This is a genomic window from Qipengyuania qiaonensis, assembly GCF_019711515.1.
GTDB lineage: Bacteria > Pseudomonadota > Alphaproteobacteria > Sphingomonadales > Sphingomonadaceae > Qipengyuania > Qipengyuania qiaonensis.
Genome location: NZ_JAIGNO010000003.1, coordinates 148,115 through 165,903 on the forward strand (window position 1 = coordinate 148,115; position 17,789 = coordinate 165,903).

18 protein-coding genes and 1 tRNA gene are annotated in these 17,789 nt (G+C 62.5%); 13 read left to right on the forward strand and 6 right to left on the reverse strand.

The features are described 5' to 3' along the window. The first annotated feature begins 58 nt into the window (after positions 1 to 58). Positions 59 to 1,255: a chromate efflux transporter gene (chrA, locus tag K3174_RS06370; protein WP_221556957.1), complete on the forward strand. Its 1,197-nt coding sequence runs from the start codon at positions 59 to 61 to the stop codon at positions 1,253 to 1,255. A gap of 200 nt (positions 1,256 to 1,455) precedes the next feature. Here the strand turns inward: chrA and K3174_RS06375 are convergent, their stop codons facing one another. From K3174_RS06375 to K3174_RS06385, 3 genes are read right to left on the reverse strand one after another with little or no spacing between them, the layout of a single operon-like run. Continuing rightward, positions 1,456 to 2,901 (reverse strand): amidohydrolase family protein, encoded by a 1,446-nt coding sequence (locus tag K3174_RS06375; protein WP_221556959.1) that lies wholly within the window; start codon positions 2,899 to 2,901, stop codon positions 1,456 to 1,458. 20 nt (positions 2,902 to 2,921) lie between these two features. Beyond that, complete coding sequence (locus K3174_RS06380; protein WP_221556961.1) at positions 2,922 to 4,013, reverse strand: zinc-dependent alcohol dehydrogenase; 1,092 nt, start codon at positions 4,011 to 4,013, stop codon at positions 2,922 to 2,924. Beyond that, a complete protein-coding gene (locus K3174_RS06385) occupies positions 3,967 to 4,647 on the reverse strand; it encodes a DJ-1/PfpI family protein (RefSeq protein ID WP_221556970.1) in 681 nt (226 codons plus the stop codon). The genes K3174_RS06380 and K3174_RS06385 overlap by 47 nt, the downstream gene beginning before the upstream one ends. A 90-nt stretch (positions 4,648 to 4,737) precedes the next feature. Between K3174_RS06385 and K3174_RS06390 the strand changes: the two genes are divergently transcribed. Then, entirely contained in the window at positions 4,738 to 5,676 is a 939-nt protein-coding gene (locus tag K3174_RS06390) for a GlxA family transcriptional regulator (RefSeq protein ID WP_221556971.1), read from the forward strand. A gap of 41 nt (positions 5,677 to 5,717) precedes the next feature. On the opposite strand, the gene K3174_RS06395 is transcribed toward K3174_RS06390, so the two are convergent. Further along, positions 5,718 to 6,482, reverse strand: coding sequence for an MBL fold metallo-hydrolase (locus K3174_RS06395; RefSeq protein WP_221556973.1), 765 nt, complete (start codon positions 6,480 to 6,482; stop codon positions 5,718 to 5,720). Between the two features lie 74 nt (positions 6,483 to 6,556). Between K3174_RS06395 and K3174_RS06400 the strand changes: the two genes are divergently transcribed. The 6 genes from K3174_RS06400 to K3174_RS06425 all read left to right on the forward strand — a co-directional run bounded on the left by K3174_RS06400 (position 6,557) and on the right by K3174_RS06425 (position 12,355). Further along, a complete protein-coding gene (locus K3174_RS06400) occupies positions 6,557 to 7,177 on the forward strand; it encodes a TetR/AcrR family transcriptional regulator (RefSeq protein WP_221556975.1) in 621 nt (206 codons plus the stop codon). After that, positions 7,177 to 8,049, forward strand: coding sequence for a helix-turn-helix transcriptional regulator (locus tag K3174_RS06405; protein ID WP_221556976.1), 873 nt, complete (start codon positions 7,177 to 7,179; stop codon positions 8,047 to 8,049). The genes K3174_RS06400 and K3174_RS06405 overlap by 1 nt, the downstream gene beginning before the upstream one ends. Before the next feature lie 102 nt (positions 8,050 to 8,151). Beyond that, the gene (locus K3174_RS06410) at positions 8,152 to 9,102 is read left to right on the forward strand and encodes an alpha/beta hydrolase (protein WP_221556978.1); all 951 of its coding nucleotides are present in this window, start codon (positions 8,152 to 8,154) and stop codon (positions 9,100 to 9,102) included. Positions 9,103 to 9,143: 41 nt separating this feature from the next. Continuing rightward, the gene (locus K3174_RS06415) at positions 9,144 to 10,115 is read left to right on the forward strand and encodes a nuclear transport factor 2 family protein (RefSeq protein ID WP_221556980.1); all 972 of its coding nucleotides are present in this window, start codon (positions 9,144 to 9,146) and stop codon (positions 10,113 to 10,115) included. A gap of 763 nt (positions 10,116 to 10,878) precedes the next feature. Beyond that, positions 10,879 to 11,499 (forward strand): type IV toxin-antitoxin system AbiEi family antitoxin domain-containing protein, encoded by a 621-nt coding sequence (locus K3174_RS06420; protein WP_221556982.1) that lies wholly within the window; start codon positions 10,879 to 10,881, stop codon positions 11,497 to 11,499. Further along, positions 11,492 to 12,355 carry a nucleotidyl transferase AbiEii/AbiGii toxin family protein gene (locus K3174_RS06425; protein WP_221556984.1) on the forward strand — a complete coding sequence of 288 codons (864 nt, stop codon included), beginning with the start codon at positions 11,492 to 11,494 and terminating at the stop codon, positions 12,353 to 12,355. Before K3174_RS06420 ends, K3174_RS06425 begins: the two co-directional genes overlap by 8 nt. Positions 12,356 to 12,610: 255 nt before the next feature. Here the strand turns inward: K3174_RS06425 and K3174_RS06430 are convergent. After that, positions 12,611 to 12,687 (reverse strand) — tRNA-Arg (locus tag K3174_RS06430). A gap of 285 nt (positions 12,688 to 12,972) precedes the next feature. On the opposite strand from K3174_RS06430, the gene K3174_RS06435 reads away from it, so the two are divergent. Then, positions 12,973 to 13,371, forward strand: coding sequence for a hypothetical protein (locus K3174_RS06435; protein WP_221556987.1), 399 nt, complete (start codon positions 12,973 to 12,975; stop codon positions 13,369 to 13,371). Positions 13,372 to 13,374: 3 nt separating this feature from the next. Here K3174_RS06435 and K3174_RS06440 read toward each other — a convergent pair whose 3' ends face one another. Further along, a complete protein-coding gene (locus K3174_RS06440; protein WP_221556989.1) occupies positions 13,375 to 13,857 on the reverse strand; it encodes a Csu type fimbrial protein in 483 nt (160 codons plus the stop codon). 174 nt (positions 13,858 to 14,031) lie between these two features. Between K3174_RS06440 and K3174_RS06445 the strand changes: the two genes are divergently transcribed. From K3174_RS06445 to K3174_RS17150, 4 genes are all read left to right on the forward strand, one after another. After that, on the forward strand, positions 14,032 to 14,511 hold the full coding sequence (locus tag K3174_RS06445; protein WP_247711959.1) for an MmcB family DNA repair protein: 480 nt from the start codon (positions 14,032 to 14,034) through the stop codon (positions 14,509 to 14,511). Between the two features lie 48 nt (positions 14,512 to 14,559). After that, positions 14,560 to 15,276: a sterol desaturase family protein gene (locus tag K3174_RS06450; protein WP_221556992.1), complete on the forward strand. Its 717-nt coding sequence runs from the start codon at positions 14,560 to 14,562 to the stop codon at positions 15,274 to 15,276. Next, the gene (locus tag K3174_RS06455; RefSeq protein ID WP_221556994.1) at positions 15,273 to 15,725 is read left to right on the forward strand and encodes a DUF2141 domain-containing protein; all 453 of its coding nucleotides are present in this window, start codon (positions 15,273 to 15,275) and stop codon (positions 15,723 to 15,725) included. The genes K3174_RS06450 and K3174_RS06455 overlap by 4 nt, the downstream gene beginning before the upstream one ends. A gap of 109 nt (positions 15,726 to 15,834) precedes the next feature. Beyond that, on the forward strand, positions 15,835 to 17,763 hold the full coding sequence (locus K3174_RS17150) for a PAS domain-containing protein (protein WP_425594427.1): 1,929 nt from the start codon (positions 15,835 to 15,837) through the stop codon (positions 17,761 to 17,763). Positions 17,764 to 17,789 lie beyond the last annotated feature (26 nt).

Below are 17,789 nucleotides of genomic sequence, written 5' to 3' on the forward strand. Positions count from 1 at the left end.
GACGGTTTTCGTCCAAGTCCGCTCCTGCGCCGCTCCGTGCGGCATGGAGTGATATGCGATGGACGAACTGCCACCCGCGCCGCCTGCAATTGGGCTCGGCGCCCTCTTTCTGAAATTCCTTCGGTTTGGCTGCCTCGCGTTCGGCGGGCCGGTCGCGCAGATCGCGATGGTACGCGAGGCCCTGGTCGAAGACGAGCGCTGGATTTCGCGAGAACGGTTCAATCGCTTGCTCGCTGTGATGCAGGTCCTGCCCGGTCCCGAGGCGCACGAGCTGTGCGTTCATATGGGGATGATCGCGCGCGGCCGGATCGGTGGGCTGCTGGCAGGGATGGGCTTCATGCTGCCCGGCTTCGGGCTGATGATGGTTTGCGGCTGGGCCTACGCCTCCTTCATCGCCGGCCAGTCCGACTGGGTCGGTGTGTTGCTGGGCGTCCAGGCGGCGGTGTTGGCCATCATCCTGCGCGCGGTTTATCGTATCGGCGAGCATGTGTTGACCAGCTCGCCCCTCATCGCAGCTTCCCTGGTGGCTCTGGCGGGCACAATCTTCGGCGTGCCGTTCTGGATCATCCTGCTCGGTGCGGCTATTGCATTCGCACTCTTCGAGCGATCCGGCATCGTGATCGGCGTCTTGATTGTCGCCATTGGCATCGGTTGGCTGGTCTGTGGAAGCCTGCCTTTCGCTTTTTCCGTCATCGCCGAACCCAAAGCGGCAACAGAAGCCGTAACGGTGGCCGCACTGTTCGTCGCAGGCCTCAAGGGCGGGCTGCTTACGTTCGGCGGGGCCTATACCGCGATACCCTACGTGCGCGACGATACCGTCGGTCGCGGATGGATATCCGACGGCGCGTTTCTCGACGGAGTTGCCCTCGCGGGACTGCTGCCTGCACCTCTCGTCATTTTCGCAACCTTTGTGGGATACATCGCAGGGGGATGGACTGGCGCGATCGCGATCACCGCCGGAATGTTCCTCCCGGCCTTTGCTTTTTCCATGATCTTCTTCGAACGCCTCGAGGCCATTGTCGGCAACGTGCAGCTGGAGCGCTTGCTCGACGGTGTGGCTGCCGCGGCAATCGGCATCATTGCGGGGACCTTCTTCGATTTGGCTGGAAACCTCTCGGAGCGAGCAACGAACCTGCCCGTGATCGCTACGATGTTCGTCGTCGCACTCGCCGCCTATTGGAAGCTAAAAGGCATATGGGGGCTTCCGGTGATTGTCGCCGCCGGGGCTATGAGTGGTTTCATTTTGCTCGGCTGAGATTGGGCCGTATCCCGACAGTCTGCTATGGACCCGCACACCGCGCGAAGCAGCCGCTCGCGCAGCAACTTAAGCGCAGCAATTTCACAAACGCGTAGGGTTTTGATCTCTTAGGTACACCGGGACTAGCTCTGCGGGCGCGGGGAGATCCGACATTAGCGTTTCCAGTCCGAGCACCAGTAAGATGGCGGCAACAGAAGCTAAAAATCCCGCGCACTGCCCTCAATCTTCCGGCGCGCCAGCCAATGGGAGATTGGTCTCAACGGCCAGCTCTCGTAATGGTCGAGTATGAGGGTAACGCCGTCGTCGAGCTGCCCCCTGGTATAGAGACGCCCGCCAATCACGACGGCCACAAGACTGTCGAGCGCATCAAGGTCGGCGGTCGGATCCTCGCTGAAGATGAGGAAATCGGCCGGACCACCGTCAAACAACCGTCCCGCACCATGGCCAATGACCTCACCCGGCACGGTTGTCGCATAGGCGAGGACCTGCTCGGGCGGGACACCCGACTCCTCGAACAACCGCAACTCACGCCAGTAGGCGCTGCCGGGCGCAGAGTAGGGCTGCCCTGCATCGGTGCCGATATGCAACTTCGCGCCGCTTTCGGCGAGACGCAGGACCAGTCGCATCTTAAGCCGGAGTGCGGCTCTGGCCCGCGCAAACTCGGCAGGTCCAACCCGGCGATAGACCGGCAGGCCAAACTTGCGGTCCCAGATCACCTGCGAATACAGGGAGGGAAGGCCGCCGGAGGCGCCAAGACCGCTGTCGTTCCGTTCTTCAAGCCGGGCAAAGCCCGCAAGCGTGCCGAGCGTCGGCGTGTTGCGCGTACCGGTGCGCCCGACATGTTCGACAATCCCGTCGAGGCGTGCATCGCTCACACCGGACCAGTCGCCGTTCCGCGCCACCACGCTTCTCGCCTGGCTCTTCAGAGCGGCAGGCGGAACGCCGAAGAAGTGCTGTACATCGGGCAATCCGGCCTCTTCGTAGGCGAGGTCGTCCGGGACGTGCCCCAGCACCGGCATCGAGCGCTTGCCGGCCGCCTCGACGAGAGCGGCGATCTGCTCAGGCGACAGCCCGTCATAGGCCTTGATGCAGCTGTGCCCCTCCGTCGCGATCTGGGCGACGATGCTCCCCGCTTCGGCGGGCGAGTGCATCAGGATGGTATTGGGCCAGACCGGTTTTCCGGCCGAGACAAACGGCCCACAGGAATACAGGCGCGGAAAGGGATGGCCCGCTTCAAGCGCGCGTCGTGCGGCCGGGACGGCCGTGCCATCAATATCTCCGGCATCGCGGATGGTGGTGACGCCATGCGCGAGATGGAGGAGCCCGTAGTGCCGAGTCAGCCCGAGCAGGCTTTCGGGCGGAAGATGGGTGTGCATGTCGATGAAGCCGGGCAGCACATAGTGGCCTGCATATTCGGAAAGCAGCGCTCCGCCGGCAGCACCGGGTCCGATGCGCAGCCTGCCATCAGACACCGAAACCGTGGCGTCAGGAGTGCGGCTCTCACCGGGCACAACCAACGTGATGTCCGACAGGGTAAAGCGGGTATGGATGGGTTCCGGTGACGGCGGAAGGCGCAGCATCCACCACGCGCCCGCCGCGGACATCGCGAACAGGGCCAGCGTCAGGAACGCTGCTTTGCGCATTATTCTGCCCCGTTGCCACATCACGCCTCGCGCGAGACGATGAGTTTGGTGAATGGCTCGGCGAGCGCCGCATGCGCCTCTTCCCACGGAACGACCCGCGTGATGACCGGGCGCGGATCGAAGCGTCCCGAGGCAATCAGGTCAAGCGGATCGTCGATCAGGCTGTGCGTATGCACCCAGCCGGTCGAGAAGGTCATCGACTTGCGGTACATCTCGTAGACGGGCAGTTGCGGATCGCGCCCGCGATAGACGATACCCGCGGTCGAGACACAGACGCCCGCCCGCGCGGTCAGGCGGATCAGCGACTGGAGGATTTCGGGGCTACCCGAAGCATCCACGGTGACATCGAACCCTCCGTCAAGACCCCCGCCAAGTCTGAGGCTTTCAAGCGAGTTTGGGCCCAGCTGCAAGGGCTCTGCCCCCATCTTCCCGGCAATCTCGAGCCGGCGCTGATCATGGTCGGCATAGACAACCCGCTCCGATCCGAGCGCCACCGCGATCCCGGCAGCATAGAGCCCGATCGAGCCCGGCGGCACCATCCCGGCCACCAGCACGGTTCCGCCGGGGCGTTCGCGCAGCGCCGGGCCGACCGCCCGCCAGCCATCGGAGATATTGTCCGCAACGCCGCAGGCCAGCACGGGGTCGATCCCGTCAGGTAACCGCGTCAGCATGGTGTCGGCGAAAGGCACCAGCACGACATCTGACAGGAACCCGCCCCAATGTGGAGCGGTCGGGCCCCACCCATAGGCGTCCTCTGGGGGAACGGTGAGGCACTGCGCGCTGTGCCCTCGCCCGCAGGACTTGCAGTGACCGCAGGCGATCTTCCATGGGATGATCACGCGGTCGCCCACCCGCCAGCGCGTGACCTCGCCTCCTGCCTCGATGATCACTCCCTCGCCTTCGTGTCCGAGCGGAACGGGGCCCTTGAGCGGCAGAAGTCCCTGAATCACCACCCCGTCCATGTCGCAGGTCGAAACGGTCAGCGGCCGGACGAGGACCGACTTAGGGTCATCAAGGACCGGCGGCGGGACGTCACGCCATTGGAGCGCGCGTGGGCCAATGAAGTTAAGCTGCTGCATGATCGCCACTGGCAAGTTCGGCCTGCGCGACATCGCGCATGTGGGCAAGGATCGCCTGGGCCGAGGCGATCGTTTCAGAGTCCGAGCTTTCCGGGCGCCCGCTCGAAAACGGCGGCTGCGGTGCATATTCATAGGCCAGCTGGATAGCTTTGGCCTCAGCCTCGCCGCGGATCCGGGCGATCACGGTCAGGGCAAAATCGATCCCCGCCGTTACTCCACCCCCGGTGATCCGGTTGCGATCACTGACCACGCGTTCCGGTACCGGTGTCGCGCCGAAGGCTGCAAGCATGTCGCGGTAGGCCCAATGGCATCCGGCCTCGTAACCTCTGAGCAGGCCGGATGCTCCGAGCAGCAGTGAGCCCGAGCACACGCTTGTGACGTATTGGGCCTGTCCACCCTGCCGGGCGATCCAGTCAAGAATCGCGGAATCGCCCATGAGCGGGACCTGGCCAGCGCCGCCGGGCATGCAGATCATGTCTAGCTGCGGGCAAGTGGCAAGATCGTCGGTCGGCAGGATGCTGAATCCGGCGTCAGTCGGGACCGGCGCCCTGTCCTTCCAGACAAGATGGATGGTCGCATCGCTCATGCGCGAGAGGAACTGGGCAGGCCCCGTCAGGTCGAGCTGGGTCACGTGCGGATAGAGAAGAAAGCCAATCCGGAAAGGCATGCATCACTCCTGCAGTAAGTTATCAGCCCTTGCATAGACGCAATCTGTCATGGCAGAAATGTCAATGATGCTACGATATCTGCCATTGTCATGACGCGCCGGGTTGTCATCCTTGCCTATAAGGGCGCGCAGATCCTCGATATCACGGGACCGGCAGCGGTCCTTGCGGAGGCCAACCACCTCTTGCCGGCGCCGGGCTATGGGGTGATCCTCGCTTCGGCTGCGGGCGGCATGATCAGGACAGGCGGCGGTATCGCAGTCGAAACCGTGAAGGCGGAGCATATCGTCGCCGGCGACATCGATACCGCCATCATTCCGGGTGCGGACGCGAACTCCCTTGCAGACGCCTTGCGGGATCGCCAGCTGGCTGCGGCGATCAGGTCCCTGGCGGGCGCACGGCGGGTGGCGTCGGTGTGCACCGGGGCTTTCCTGCTGGCGCAGAACGGTTTGCTTTCTGGCCGCAACGCGACCACCCATTGGGAGGCCGGCGAAGAACTGCTGCGCCGCTTCCCGGATGTCATGGTCGACAGCGATGCACTGTTCATTGTCGACGGGCCGGTGTGGACCTCGGCAGGGGTTTCCACGGGCATCGACATGACGCTCGCCATGGTCGAAAACGATCATGACCGCGCCCTTGCCGCTCGCGTTGCCCGGCGTCTCGTCCTGCAGATGCGGCGCGACGGCAACCAGTCGCAGTTCTCCGAGACGCTGGCGGCCCAGGGCGGCGAGTTCGCCGATCTCATCACCTGGATGCAGGACAACCTTGGAGAGGATCTTTCGGTCGGACAGTTAGCCCGGCGCACGGCCCTGAGCGAGCGAACCTTCTACCGCCGTTTCAGCCAGGCCACGGGTCACAGGCCCGCAACCTTCGTTCGGCGGCTGCGGGTGGAACGGGCCCGGGCCCTGCTTGAGGCCGGCGTGCCGTCCAAGAAGGTGGCAAGCCAGAGCGGCTTCGGCTCGGTCGACCTTCTGCGGCGCGCCTACCGGGCGATCTTTGCTCGCGACCTTCCGCGCCCGGGCGCTGATTGAGTTCCTCACAGGGGACGGGCCGGGCAGACCCCGGCTATCCTTCAGACGGCAACAGCCTCATCTACAGCCCGGGCCACGGCGCCTTCGGCCAACCATGGCTCGCCATGCGCTGGCAAAAGGGCCGCCTCGCCATACGGAGCAAATGCTGCGAGAGCAGCCATCGCCGCATCGGTCTGCGATTCGCGCTCGGCAAAGACCAGCGCCCGCTCCGGACCGCCGAACATCGGGTCAGCAGTCATCAGCGCATCGCCGGTGAAGAGGGCGTTGCTCTGCGGGACGTGAAAAACTGTATGTCCCGCTGTGTGCCCGGGGGTAGCGATCACGTCGATCGCTGGGCGACCCGGCAGATCAAGCGGACCGGCGCCGATCGGGATGGGGCGCGTCAGCGGGGGCTGGGCAAAGACGCCGTCGAACAGGGCCTCGCCGAACAGCCCGATGGCGCGCGGATGCCATGCGCGCCTGCGAAACCTTTCGGGAGGTCTGCGCATGTGCCGGCTGCAGGCAAAGTGGACGTCGGCGTGATGCAGATAGACCGGAACGCCGGCACGGGCGAGACGCTCGGCAAAGCCGACGTGATCCGCGTGCCCATGCGTCAGCAGCACCGCTTCGATATCGCTCAGCCTGCGACCTCTCGCATCGAGCCAGTGCTGCAGGCGATGGCGATGACCATCGAAACCGCAATCGATGAGCGTGAGTGAACGTCCTTCCTCAAGGACAAAGAAATTGACGCGCCGGGTACCCAGCATGTGCACCCCCGGCAGTATCTCGGTGCCTTTGCGCGACGAGGCGAAGGGGTTGAAATGCATGACGGCTCCCTTGACGAACACGGCTTTCTACTAAAGAGTAGGAAAATGGCGTCAATGATTATCTACGACCTGGTATGAAAAAGGCGACACGGCCACGCGGGCGTCCGCCTTCGCTGGGCCGCGAGGCCATGCTCGATGGCATGAAGGCACAGTTCTGGTCGGGCGGATTTTCGCGCCGGTCGATGGACGAGCTCGCGCGGGCCGCCGGCGCAAGCAAGCCGAGCCTCTATTCGGCCTTTGGTGACAAGCGGGCGATCTATCTCGAAGTACTGCGCAGCTTCGAGGCTGATCTTGAGCGGATGCTGCGGATCACGCTGTCCGGCCGACGCCCGCTCGCAAGCGAGCTTGAGACGTTCTTTGCTGCCAGCGTGGAGTTCTATACCTCGGGCGAGAATGCCCAGCTCGGTTGCCCGATCCTGGGCACCGCGGTTGCCGAAGGGGTCGAGGAACCCGAGGTGCGAGAGCAACTCGCCGGAACAATCCGTACCATCGACGAGGCCTTCCTGAAGCGACTCCGGCATGCTGTTGACGGCGGTGAGCTTGCGCCTGCTGTGCCCGTCGAAAACCTCACGCTCTCGCTCTCCTCGCTCCTTCACAGCATCGCGCTGCGCGCGCGCGCCGGTACAGAGCCAGGAGCGCTGCGAGCCATGACCTCGGGAAGTCTCGACCTCATCTTTCGGCAAGCGGGGGCCTGATGCGTTACCAGGACATCTATCCTTCCGATCCTTTACTGCGCGGACGCGACATACTCCGGCCACGGGCGGCCGATCTTCTCAATCTGGAATATTTCGAGGCCGAGCCCGCTGCGATGCCGAAAGGACGGTTCGAGCAGCATCACCTGCTGCTCAATTACCGCGAGACACCGCACCGGGTCGAGAACTGGCGAGACGGGCGGCACCGCGATTTCACCTATCATCCCGACGAGATCGTCCTGACCCCCGCCGGGATCGAAAGCGGCTGGCACTGGCATGCCAGATCAAAGGTGATCGTGATCACCCTCGATCCGCATCGGCTGGGGACCTTTGCGGAGAAGGAGCTTGGGATCCTTCTGGCAGAGAAGCAGCTTGCGGATGTGCCGCAACGCAGAGATGCGGCCCTGTGCGCTTCGGCATGGCAGATGAAGATCGCGCTCGAGGAACGGCCACTCGGCTTCGAGATCGTCTACGAATCGTTGTGCCGGGTCTTTCTCGTTCAGCTGCTCGATCGCTATGGTGAGAAACGCGCTGTAGGCGCTGATTTCTCGAACGGGTTCACGGCGACCCAGTACGGCAGGGTGCTCAACTACGTGGCGGACAACTTCGGCTCCACCATCACGGTCGAGCAGCTTGCAAGGGCAGCAGGACTGAGCCCTGCGCATTTCTCGCGGCTGTTCAAGGCGACCGTCGGGGAGACGCCCCACCGCTTCGTGATGGACTATCGTCTCGAGCAGGCGCGCAAGATGCTCGATGATCCCTCGCGGGCGCTCATCGATGTGGCCCTTGCCTGCGGCTTTGCCGATCAGGCTCACCTCACACGCTCTTTCAAGCAGGCAAGCGGCATGACGCCTCGCGAATATCGCAAGCGCTGATAGCAGTTTCGTTCAAAACCTTCCGAGGCTGGGACAATATTGCCGAGGTCGCGTCTCCTAGAAGCATGTTCATCGACATGAACACACATGAGGAGAAGAATCATGAAACTGCTTGCAGCAGCCGCTCTTGCGACAAGCGCACTCACCGGGACCGCACAGGCAGCCACCAAAATCCCCGTCACCTTCGAGAGCGACGGCGAGACTATCGTCGGCGACCTCTATCTTCCCGATGACTACGAGGAGGGTGACCGCCTGAGCGCCGTGGTGGTAACCGGCGCCTGGATGACAGTACGGCAGCAAATGGCCGGTCGCTATGCTGCCGAACTCGCTGACCGCGGCTATGCTGCGCTGGCTTTCGACTTCCGCAACTGGGGCGAGAGCGGCGGCACCAGGCGTCAGTTCGAGGACCCGCAGTCCAAGATCGCCGATATCGAGGCGGCAGCGAAATTTCTGGCCTCGCGACCCGAAACCGATGAAGAGCGGATTGGTGGCCTCGGCATCTGCGCCAGCGCGGGATACATGGTGACCGCAAGCCTGACGTCTTCGGTGATCAGGTCGGTATCGCTGGTTGCACCGTGGCTGCATGACACCTCGATCCTTGCAGACATATATGGCGGGGACGATGGCATGGACGCTCTTGTCCGTCTCGGCGACGAAGCCGGGCAGGCCTATGCAATGACCGGGCAGCAGACTTTCGTGCCGGCAGCCAGCATGACCGACGCAAACGCAATCATGTACCAGGCGCCCTATTATACCGAAGCGGATCGGGGTATGATCGCTGATTGGCGCAACGAGGCTGACCCCGGCTTCTGGCGCGGATGGCTGACGTTCAATGCCATCGAGGCAGCGCCACTGCTCAAGCAGCCCTTCCTGATGGTCCATAGCGAAAGCGCAGCAATCCCCGAGGGAGCGCACAGGTTCTTCGATCTCGTGCCCGCTCAGAAGACCGAACTCTGGCTGGAAGCTGTCACGCAGTTCGATTTCTACGATCAGCAGGGACCGGTCACGACAGCTGCCGATGCGGTTGCCCGCCACTTCGGCGAGACGCTGTGATGTCCGCGCTTCGCACCATCATTCTCGCAGGAGTTCTTGCCATGACGACCACCCCTCTTTTTGCTGGGTCACCGGACAATGTCTCATCCCTGCCTACCAGTAGCGAGGCACAGGATCAGGCCGCAATCACCACAATCATCGAAAGCGTCGGAACATTCGCGGACAGGGGAGAATTTGGCGCACTCGAGCAGCTCTATGCTCCGGAAGTCATGCTTGACTATACCTCGCTTGCCGGCGGGGAACCGGAAACGGTGAGCAACGTCGAACTCATGACGCGCTGGGCCGGCATTCTGCCGGGGTTTGACCGGACCCGCCATGCGATTGATGAAATCGTGGTCGTCATTTCCGGAGACAGCGCCACAGCCACTGCTGCGGTTGTCGCCGATCACTGGGTCGGCAGCCTTCACTGGCAGGTCCGGGGCAACTACACCTATGCGTTCGAGCGGACTGTCGATGGCTGGGCCATTACCGCCCATCGATTCGAGATCAACGGAGAGAGTGGAACCCGCGAAGTCTTCGACGCCGCTGGCAAGGCCGCCGACGACGAACCGGCGCCCTATCTGCGCCGCCAGCGCTCACAGGCGATCGTGCGGCAATTCCTCGTAGGTCTAGAGGCAAAGGACATGGATCAGGTAAACGCGGTCTGGGCCGAAGACGCCGTCCAGGAAATGCCCTTTGCGCCGCGCGGCGTCGGCTTCCCGAACAGGGTCGAAGGCCGGGAGGCTTTGCTTCGCCGATATTCAGGCTGGCCACAGAACGCTCTGGATCCCGATTACACGAGCGAATTGCGCTTCCTGCCGAGCGCTGATCCCGATCTTGTCATCGCTGAGTTCCGCGGAACTACGCATATCGTGCCGACCGGTCGCACCTATGATCAACGCTACATCGGTGTTTTCCAGATCGACGATGACGGCAAGATCGCGCTCTTCAGGGAGTATTTCGATCCGACCGTATTTGTCGAAGCGTTTGCGCTGCCAAGCGTTCCTGCGTTGGACAGCGCACACGAGCGCTAAGCCAGACGCTGTCTGAACCTCAGCGGCATAGCATCACGTTAGGGCGAGCTGCGAGGGAGACCTCAATTCGCCCTTTCGAGCATTCTTGGCCGCTTTGAGAGCTGTACTAACGTTTGGCCAGTGTCCGGAAATAGGGCGCTTAGTAGCCAGCCGCGCCAGTCTGAACAAACGTCTGCTCCCGGGAAATTTACGCGATCACTCGAATGGCCGACATTACGGCGCTTTGCTGACGTATCACGCGGCACGATTTGCGCGCTGTCGCTGCTTGTGACCGTCACAATTAGGATCGTGAGAACGCTTCATCTGTTTTAGGCGCCACCCATGCGCCTAGAGCGGCAACAGAGCGAGTGCAGGCAAAATTTGGTGCGCCCGGCAGGATTCGAACCTGTAATCCTCGCGTTAGGGCTGCTTGCGGGGCCCAGTCCTCCAACACCGCGGCCATTGGAGCGCGCCGGGACGGCGCGCGGGACCGAGCGCGTCACCACCCCCGCGGCGCTTCCCCGGGCGTTGCTGTGCGCCCCCGCATGAGGGAGGTAGGCAGAGACTGGCTGCGGTTTTGGTGCAGGGGAAGGCATTTCCCTGTTCAAGCGATTGGGGGAATTCGGGGCAGTTCGGAATTGTAATACGGTCTCCGGATATTTCGTCGCTCACATTTCTCCGAGTTGGTGGCAGGGTGCCGGGCGGTTGTTTACGACTGGCCTATTTGGACACTTGTTGTTACAAAACCTCTGACTACAAGCGATCTCCTCATAGGATTTGTAACATGTCGGCACCGATGCAAACCCAGCGCGAACAGCTCAGGGCCATCGTGGCGGGCAAATCGATCGTTCGCGCGCAGGAACTGCGCAAGGCCGGGATTGCTGGCTCAACCATACAGCGCGCGCTCGACGATGGCGATCTCGTGCGGATCGGCCGCGGCCTCTATCAGAATCCGCAAAGCGATTTCGAAACAGAGCAGACGCTTGCCGAGGTAGCGAAACGCATTCCCAAGGGTGTGATCGCGATGCTGTCGGCGCTGGCCTATCATGGACTGACCGACCAGATGCCGCGCAAGACCTGGGTGGCAATCGGAACCAGCGACTGGTCGACGGTGTCGGACTATCCGCCCGTCCGGATCGTGCGTTTCACGGACAAATACCTCCATCAAGGCGTCGAACAACAGCGCATCTCGGGCGTCGATGTCCCGATATTCTCGATTCCCAAGACGCTCGCAGACCTGTTTCGCAATGGTCGACTGGTGGATCGCTCGGTCGCAGTCGAAGGGCTGCGCGCCGCGCTCGACCAGCGCAAGGCGACCCCGGCGCAGATTGCGGATGCAGCACGCGCGGGTGGCGCTTGGCGGGTCATGCGCCCCTATCTCGAGGCGCTGACCTTCAATGGCTGACCCGCCCGGAAACATTGCCGTCTCGGTCAAACAGCGCTTGCTCAATATGGCGCGTGCGCAGCGACGCGGGTTCGACATCCTGCTCGTGCGCTTCGCACTTGAACGGTTGCTGTTTCGCCTTTCGCAGTCGCCGCACCGCGACAGCTTCATCCTCAAAGGCGGAATGCTGGTCACGCAATGGCTCGACCACGACCATCGCGAAACCCGCGATGCTGATTTCCTCGGCTTCGGTAAAGCCGAGGTCGAAACGATCAAGGCGACGTTTGCCGAAATCATGTCGATCGCCGCAGACGACGGGCTCGATTTCGACACGGATGCGATCGTGGCAACATCGATCCGCGAAGAGATGGAGTATGGCGGCATCCGGCTCAAGACAAGCTCCTATCTCGAACGAACCCGTATCCCGGTCACGCTCGACATCGCCTTCGGCGATGCGGTGGCCGATGCCGGCCAGACCATCGACTATCCTTCGCTACTCGGCATGGATCGGCCCACCATCCGCGCCTATCCACCAGTCCAGGTCATTGCCGAGAAATTTCAGGCGGTGGTCGCGCTGGGTCTCGTCAATGGCCGCATGAAGGACTTCTACGATCTTTGGGCCATTCCACAGGCCATATCGCTCGATGACCAGGCACTCGACGATGCCCTGGCCGCGACATTCGGGCGAAGAACCACGCCGATTCCAAGCGAACGCCCGCCCGGATTATCGACGGCGATGACCGAAGATGCAGCCGCGCAACAACGATGGCGCGCCTATGCCGAGTCCCTCGATCTTCCGGTACCGGAGTTTGCTGAGGTTCTCGATGATATCTGGACGTTGCTTGCGCCCGCTTGTGCCCGGCTCGTGCGGGAGTAACCAATCGTCTTCGGGAACCGCTTATGCAAATCACACCTCGAACGAGAGGAATGCAGAGATGAGGAGGCGTTGTCTCGATGTGATCGATCATCTCATGACGAGCGACATTCGCGGCACCAACAATCCTCAGGACGCGACGCAATAGAGGCCAGACTGGGTAGCGATTATCTCGGAAAAGCTGACGCCCTGAGCCGCTGAGACAGCGCGCCATTGGCCTTGGCTACAAGGCTTCGAATTCTGAAAATCGGAGGCAGCTGGCGCACCCGACAGGATTCGAACCTGTGACCTTCGCCTTCGGAGGGCGACACTCTATCCAGCTGAGCTACGGGTGCTTTGTGCTTACGTGGTGCTTACGCGGAATGATTTCTGATGTGAACCCATTCCTTGCAAACATCCAAATAACTGTAATTCCTTCATTTTATCGCGCCAAAGCTGACTTGACCTCTGCCTTCGGAGGGCAGCGCTCTATCCAGCTGAGCTACGGGTGCTTTGCTCACCTTTCGGCGAGCGGGGCGCTTAGCAAAGCGCGGGGGCCCTCGCCAGCCTTAAAACGAAAAGCTCGTTAACGGCTGCTGCATTAGCGATTTGGCAAGACTGGGTTCGTAATGGTCTTGGCCATGAGTGCGATGTCCCACGAATTCGACCTGGCTCATGCCACCGTGCTCCCTCCCATCGGGGTCGGAAGGCGTACGCTTTCCGAAGTCGACATACTCACCGAACAGTGGGAAGCGGTACACGAAGCGGCAGCGGCCGTCGGCAATCTCGCTCAGCTTGGACGCGAAGCGTTGTCGCCCGAAATTGCGGAACTGCCATTGCGCGCGGCCCGAATGGGCGGCTGGCGCTACGAAACGGCTGCCCGAGGGATCGACGATCTTGCCGCCGTGATGCAGCCGGGTCTGCGCGCGCTGCTGTCGCTAACGGCACAGGGTCGCGATACGACGGCCGCCGCCCTTACCCTCTGGCGTGAATTCCATGCCGCACGCAGAGCGATACTCGACACCGTCGGGGCAGGCTGATTCCTAGAAATCGACGGTAACGACGACCGCGTCGGCATAAGTCCCGGCAGGCAGCCGTTCGCCGCCGCCCAGTGTCGCTCCGTAGGCCGTCAGCACGGCCTTGCCATCGGCATCGGCCATTCCTGCGACCGTATCAGAACCGCGGGTATTGCCCCAGCGAAGGCTGCGCGCCGCATCGGAATAGATTTCGTAGGCAAGCGTGGCTCCACTGGCCGGATCGACCATCCGGCGCACACCGTTCTGCCCCGCATCGAGGGCGATCTCATATGCCGCGGGTCCATCGCACGACAACACCACGGCTGCCTGGCCCAGTGCCTTTGCGCCATCTGCCGCGTCGAGGGCGAATTCCAAGTGACCCGCGCTGGCGCTACAGCTTTCGACAACCTCCGCCCGCACCTGCATGACAGCATTGGCCTGGCCAGCCAAGGCCGGGGTGCCGAGCGCGGCGGCCACGATGGTGGCAGGTAGAACGATAGTGAGCTTCATCGGACTGTGGAGTTTGCCTAACCGTTTCCCTTCTTTCCATTGGGTAGAATGCGCAAAGCGTATTTGACAGGCCGTTAACCATCGCCTGCCGCTTCCGGGCCGGGACACCGGCCTTGCCATCTTTCCCTGAAGTTGGTTCTTGACCGTGTTCGTGGTATGTTCCATTCATCGGGAATGGCAGATTCGATAGCTAAGGAACAAACGGCAACGCGCGTGGCGCGGGGTATCGCCCGACTTTTTGCGCGCAACGATATCTGGTGCCTGTCCGAAATGCCCCTGCGCAACGGCAGGCGTGCGGATCTCATGGGTGTCGATCCCAAGGGCAGGGTCATCATCGTCGAGATCAAAGTGCAGCGTGGAGACCTGCTCGGTGACGGCAAGTGGCCCGACTATCTCGATTTCTGCGACCGCTTTTACTGGGGCGTTCCGCCGGAACTGGACCGAAGTCCGTTGGCCGGCGAAGGCTATCGCCCGGATTGCTGCGGGATCATCGTGGCAGATGGCTATGACGGCGAAATCGTACGCCCTGCCCCGCTGCATCCGCTCGCCGCCGCGCGCCGCAGGCTCGAGGTCGAACGCCTTGCGCGCGCCGCCTTGCGGCGGGCGACCGTTGCGCTCGACCCACACTGCGCGCCCTGGGGAACACCCGAGTAGAACTTGGCTGTTTTCCGGATTGCCCCGGCCGACTAGGGTGCGCGGACGATGTGGACCGCCATCATCCTCTCGGCTCTTGCCATGACCGCGATTGTCGCGCTGCGATATCTGGCGGCGAGCGGGGTGTTTGCGCTCGTTACGAACCGGGTGCGTCCGGGCTATCACGCTCGGCTGGGCCAGCAAATCCGCAGAGAGATTGGCTGGTCGCTGGCATCGGCGGCGATCTACGGCATACCGGCGGGCGTGATCGCCTGGGGCTGGCAGGAACACGGATGGACCCGGATCTATATCGACTGGAACGCCTATCCTCTCTGGTATTTGCCGATCGCGCCGCTGCTTTATCTTTTCGCACATGATAGCTGGTTCTACTGGACCCACCGGCTGATGCACCGCCCCAGATGGTTCCGTGTCGTGCATGCGGTCCACCATGCGAGCCGCCCTCCGACGGCGTGGGCGGCGATGAGCTTTCACCCATGGGAAGCGCTTACCGGTGCGGTGGTGATCCCCGTGCTGGTTTTCGCGATTCCCATCCATGTCACCATGCTCGGCCTTGTTCTGCTGATCATGACGGTCATGGGCGTCACCAATCATATGGGCTGGGAAATGTTTCCCAGGCGACTGGTTCATTCGAGGTTGGGCGAGTGGTTGATAACCGCCAGCCATCATCAGCGTCATCACGAAGAGTACAAATGCAACTATGGCCTCTATTTTCGCTTTTGGGATCGGGTATGCGGCACGGATCGCGGACTGAGCCCCAACGCATGAACCGTGCGGTCGCGCTGGCCTTGCCGCCGCTGTGTTTCGCTCTGGCCGCAGCGGTCCCGGCACCCGGCAAGGGCGCCACGATTACCGTCACGGTGACCGACTTGCGCAATGCCAAGGGTATCGTGCGTGCATGCATGACCGCCGACGAGGCAAGATTCCCGCGCTGTCGCGGAGTGGCCGGTGCGCATGGCGCGACCGCGGAGGCGCGCGAAGGCAACGTATCTTTCACCTTCAAGGACGTGACGCCGGGTCGCTACGCCATTGCCTTGCTTCATGACGAGAACTCCAACGGCAAGGCCGATCGCGCTCTCGGCATGATGCCCAAGGAAGGTTTTGGCTTCTCGCGCGATGCCAAGGTCCGGATGGGCCCCCCCAGCTTCTCCGATGCCGTGATCGACATCGGCAAGGATGATCGCCAGCTGACCATCCGGATGCGCTACATGCTCTGATCACCCGCCCGCACGGAGTGGTCATGGTTAATTTCTTTAACCATATCTTTACTGCGCACCCTCCATACCGCCGACGAATGAGCAGAACTCTTCGGGGGCAAATGCAGTGATGGACAGGCTAGGCGGCTTTTTCGGCTCGCGCGATCAGGAGGAGGACTTCGACGACGATTTCGTCGACGAGGCCGACGCCGATCTCGATCCGCCGCCTTCGCCCGTCGGTCAGGACGAACGGCGCATGCAGGTGCGGGCCTATAACCATTGGGCCAGCCTCCTCGGCGACCTTAGTTTCCCGCATGTGTCGGACCTGGAACCGGAAAAGCTTGACGATTTCGGGCCTTATTCGGTGCTGCTCGACCTGTCGGACGACATCGAAGACCCGCAGGTCGCCTTCGTCGGTGCGGAACTGGCCGAAGAGTGCGGCTACGACAGCATGCTGGGCCGGCTGTCCGAAGTCCCGAGCCGCTCGGTACTGAGCCGGATCACCGATCATTACATGCAGATCCTCGCCAACCAGGCGCCGATCGGCTTCGAAGCGGAATTCATCAACGAACGCGGCGCAACGATGCTCTATCGCGGGATCCTGCTTCCCTATTCCAGCGACAACGAGACGATCGATTTCATCTATGGCGTGATCAACTGGAAGGAAATGGCCGATCGGCAGACGGCCGACGAGCTTCTTCTGGCGATAGACCAAGCCCTCGGCACGGCAGATGACAACGAGAACGATTTCGAAGACACCGTCGAAACCGCCGAAACACTCACCTTCGGAGCGGGCCTCGAACATGACCAAGACGTGCTGGACCTCGGAGACGAGACCATGATGGACAACCACTCGAACGGCTCGCTGCCGAAGCCCTCGTTCGGGGCGGTGGCAGACGATGAGGATGCGGCGATCGAAGCGGTCGAAACGGCCCACCCTGGTCACCGCGTCGATGCGCTCGGCAATCCGGTCGGCGGCCATGGAGCCAGCGAGCAAGTCGGAATGGACGACGAGGGAGAGGACGATTTCGACAGCACCATCAAGACCGCCGCCGACTATGGCCTTCCCAACTGGGACGATGAGGAAGAATATGATGACGATGTCGAAGGTGTCGTCGACCCGCTGGCCGATGAGGACACGGCAAGCAGCCTGATCTCGCTGGTAAGTCGCGGCGGCCGCACGAAGAAGAGCGTCGACCTCTCCAACAGCGAGCCCGCGCCCGCCATCCCCCAAGCCTTTGACGACGAGGGCTTCTCCTTGCCGCCGCGCATGCCTCAAGCCTACGAAGCGCCGGCCGAAGACCCGGCGACCGCATTCGGCGAGACTGACGACGAGCCGGAAGGCCACTTCGGGCTTTCGATCGGATATGAAAAGCGTGAAGACGACGATCCGGCGGACAAGGACGCCGTCGATTCGGTCGCCGGGGATGAACCCATCGATGACGACGGCTCACCCGCAGGTCTCCACGATTGTCTCGCGGCAGCCCGCGAGATGGCACAAGCCGCGCAGAACACCGAAGATCGCAGCCGCAAGGCGCTGTATTCGGCGGTCGGGCGCGCATACGACTTCAGCCTCGAGGCGCAGAAAGCGCCGGACGATTTCGACGAACTTCTGGTCGATAACGGCCTGACATTCCAGGATCGCGCGCCGATGACGCCGATCGTCAAGCTCGTCTTCGGCGCCGATTACGACAAGACCCGCCTTACCGAATATGCTGCCGTGCTGATGCATGCCCACCGCGTGGGCGTCGAGCGCGGAAAGCTCGCTACCTTTCTGCGCGAGGCCGAAGGCGGCCTCAAGGGTGTGGTCAATGCCGAGCGCAATGCGCGCAAGGAGGAGCAAGGTAAGCCGGTCGGCGATAAAAAGGCCGTGCGCGCGACCCTCGCCAGGAAGCTGCGAGCGCTGGAGCCGCTCTCGCTGGCCGATCTCGACGAGGATGGTGCGGAATTTGCGCTGGTTATGGTCCGCCGCACGCCCGAAGGTAAGCTGGAAGTCATCGGCGAAGTGCCCGAGGACGTGCCGCTGGTCGAACGCGCCGCGCGCAAGCTGCTCGGCTAGGACGACAACCGAGACAATTCGCTTGT

Excerpts from the sequence above, each read along its gene's own strand:
- chrA (WP_221556957.1), top strand. The coding sequence starts at position 59 with ATGGACGAACTGCCACCCGCGCCGCCTGCAATTGGGCTCGGCGCCCTC.
- K3174_RS06375 (WP_221556959.1), bottom strand. The coding sequence starts at position 2,901 with ATGCGCAAAGCAGCGTTCCTGACGCTGGCCCTGTTCGCGATGTCCGCG.
- K3174_RS06380 (WP_221556961.1), bottom strand. The coding sequence starts at position 4,013 with ATGTCGCGCAGGCCGAACTTGCCAGTGGCGATCATGCAGCAGCTTAAC.
- K3174_RS06385 (WP_221556970.1), bottom strand. The coding sequence starts at position 4,647 with ATGCCTTTCCGGATTGGCTTTCTTCTCTATCCGCACGTGACCCAGCTC.
- K3174_RS06390 (WP_221556971.1), top strand. The coding sequence starts at position 4,738 with ATGACGCGCCGGGTTGTCATCCTTGCCTATAAGGGCGCGCAGATCCTC.
- K3174_RS06395 (WP_221556973.1), bottom strand. The coding sequence starts at position 6,482 with ATGCATTTCAACCCCTTCGCCTCGTCGCGCAAAGGCACCGAGATACTG.
- K3174_RS06400 (WP_221556975.1), top strand. The coding sequence starts at position 6,557 with ATGAAAAAGGCGACACGGCCACGCGGGCGTCCGCCTTCGCTGGGCCGC.
- K3174_RS06405 (WP_221556976.1), top strand. The coding sequence starts at position 7,177 with ATGCGTTACCAGGACATCTATCCTTCCGATCCTTTACTGCGCGGACGC.
- K3174_RS06410 (WP_221556978.1), top strand. The coding sequence starts at position 8,152 with ATGAAACTGCTTGCAGCAGCCGCTCTTGCGACAAGCGCACTCACCGGG.
- K3174_RS06415 (WP_221556980.1), top strand. The coding sequence starts at position 9,144 with ATGACGACCACCCCTCTTTTTGCTGGGTCACCGGACAATGTCTCATCC.
- K3174_RS06420 (WP_221556982.1), top strand. The coding sequence starts at position 10,879 with ATGTCGGCACCGATGCAAACCCAGCGCGAACAGCTCAGGGCCATCGTG.
- K3174_RS06425 (WP_221556984.1), top strand. The coding sequence starts at position 11,492 with ATGGCTGACCCGCCCGGAAACATTGCCGTCTCGGTCAAACAGCGCTTG.
- K3174_RS06435 (WP_221556987.1), top strand. The coding sequence starts at position 12,973 with ATGAGTGCGATGTCCCACGAATTCGACCTGGCTCATGCCACCGTGCTC.
- K3174_RS06440 (WP_221556989.1), bottom strand. The coding sequence starts at position 13,857 with ATGAAGCTCACTATCGTTCTACCTGCCACCATCGTGGCCGCCGCGCTC.
- K3174_RS06445 (WP_247711959.1), top strand. The coding sequence starts at position 14,032 with ATGGCAGATTCGATAGCTAAGGAACAAACGGCAACGCGCGTGGCGCGG.
- K3174_RS06450 (WP_221556992.1), top strand. The coding sequence starts at position 14,560 with ATGTGGACCGCCATCATCCTCTCGGCTCTTGCCATGACCGCGATTGTC.
- K3174_RS06455 (WP_221556994.1), top strand. The coding sequence starts at position 15,273 with ATGAACCGTGCGGTCGCGCTGGCCTTGCCGCCGCTGTGTTTCGCTCTG.
- K3174_RS17150 (WP_425594427.1), top strand. The coding sequence starts at position 15,835 with ATGGACAGGCTAGGCGGCTTTTTCGGCTCGCGCGATCAGGAGGAGGAC.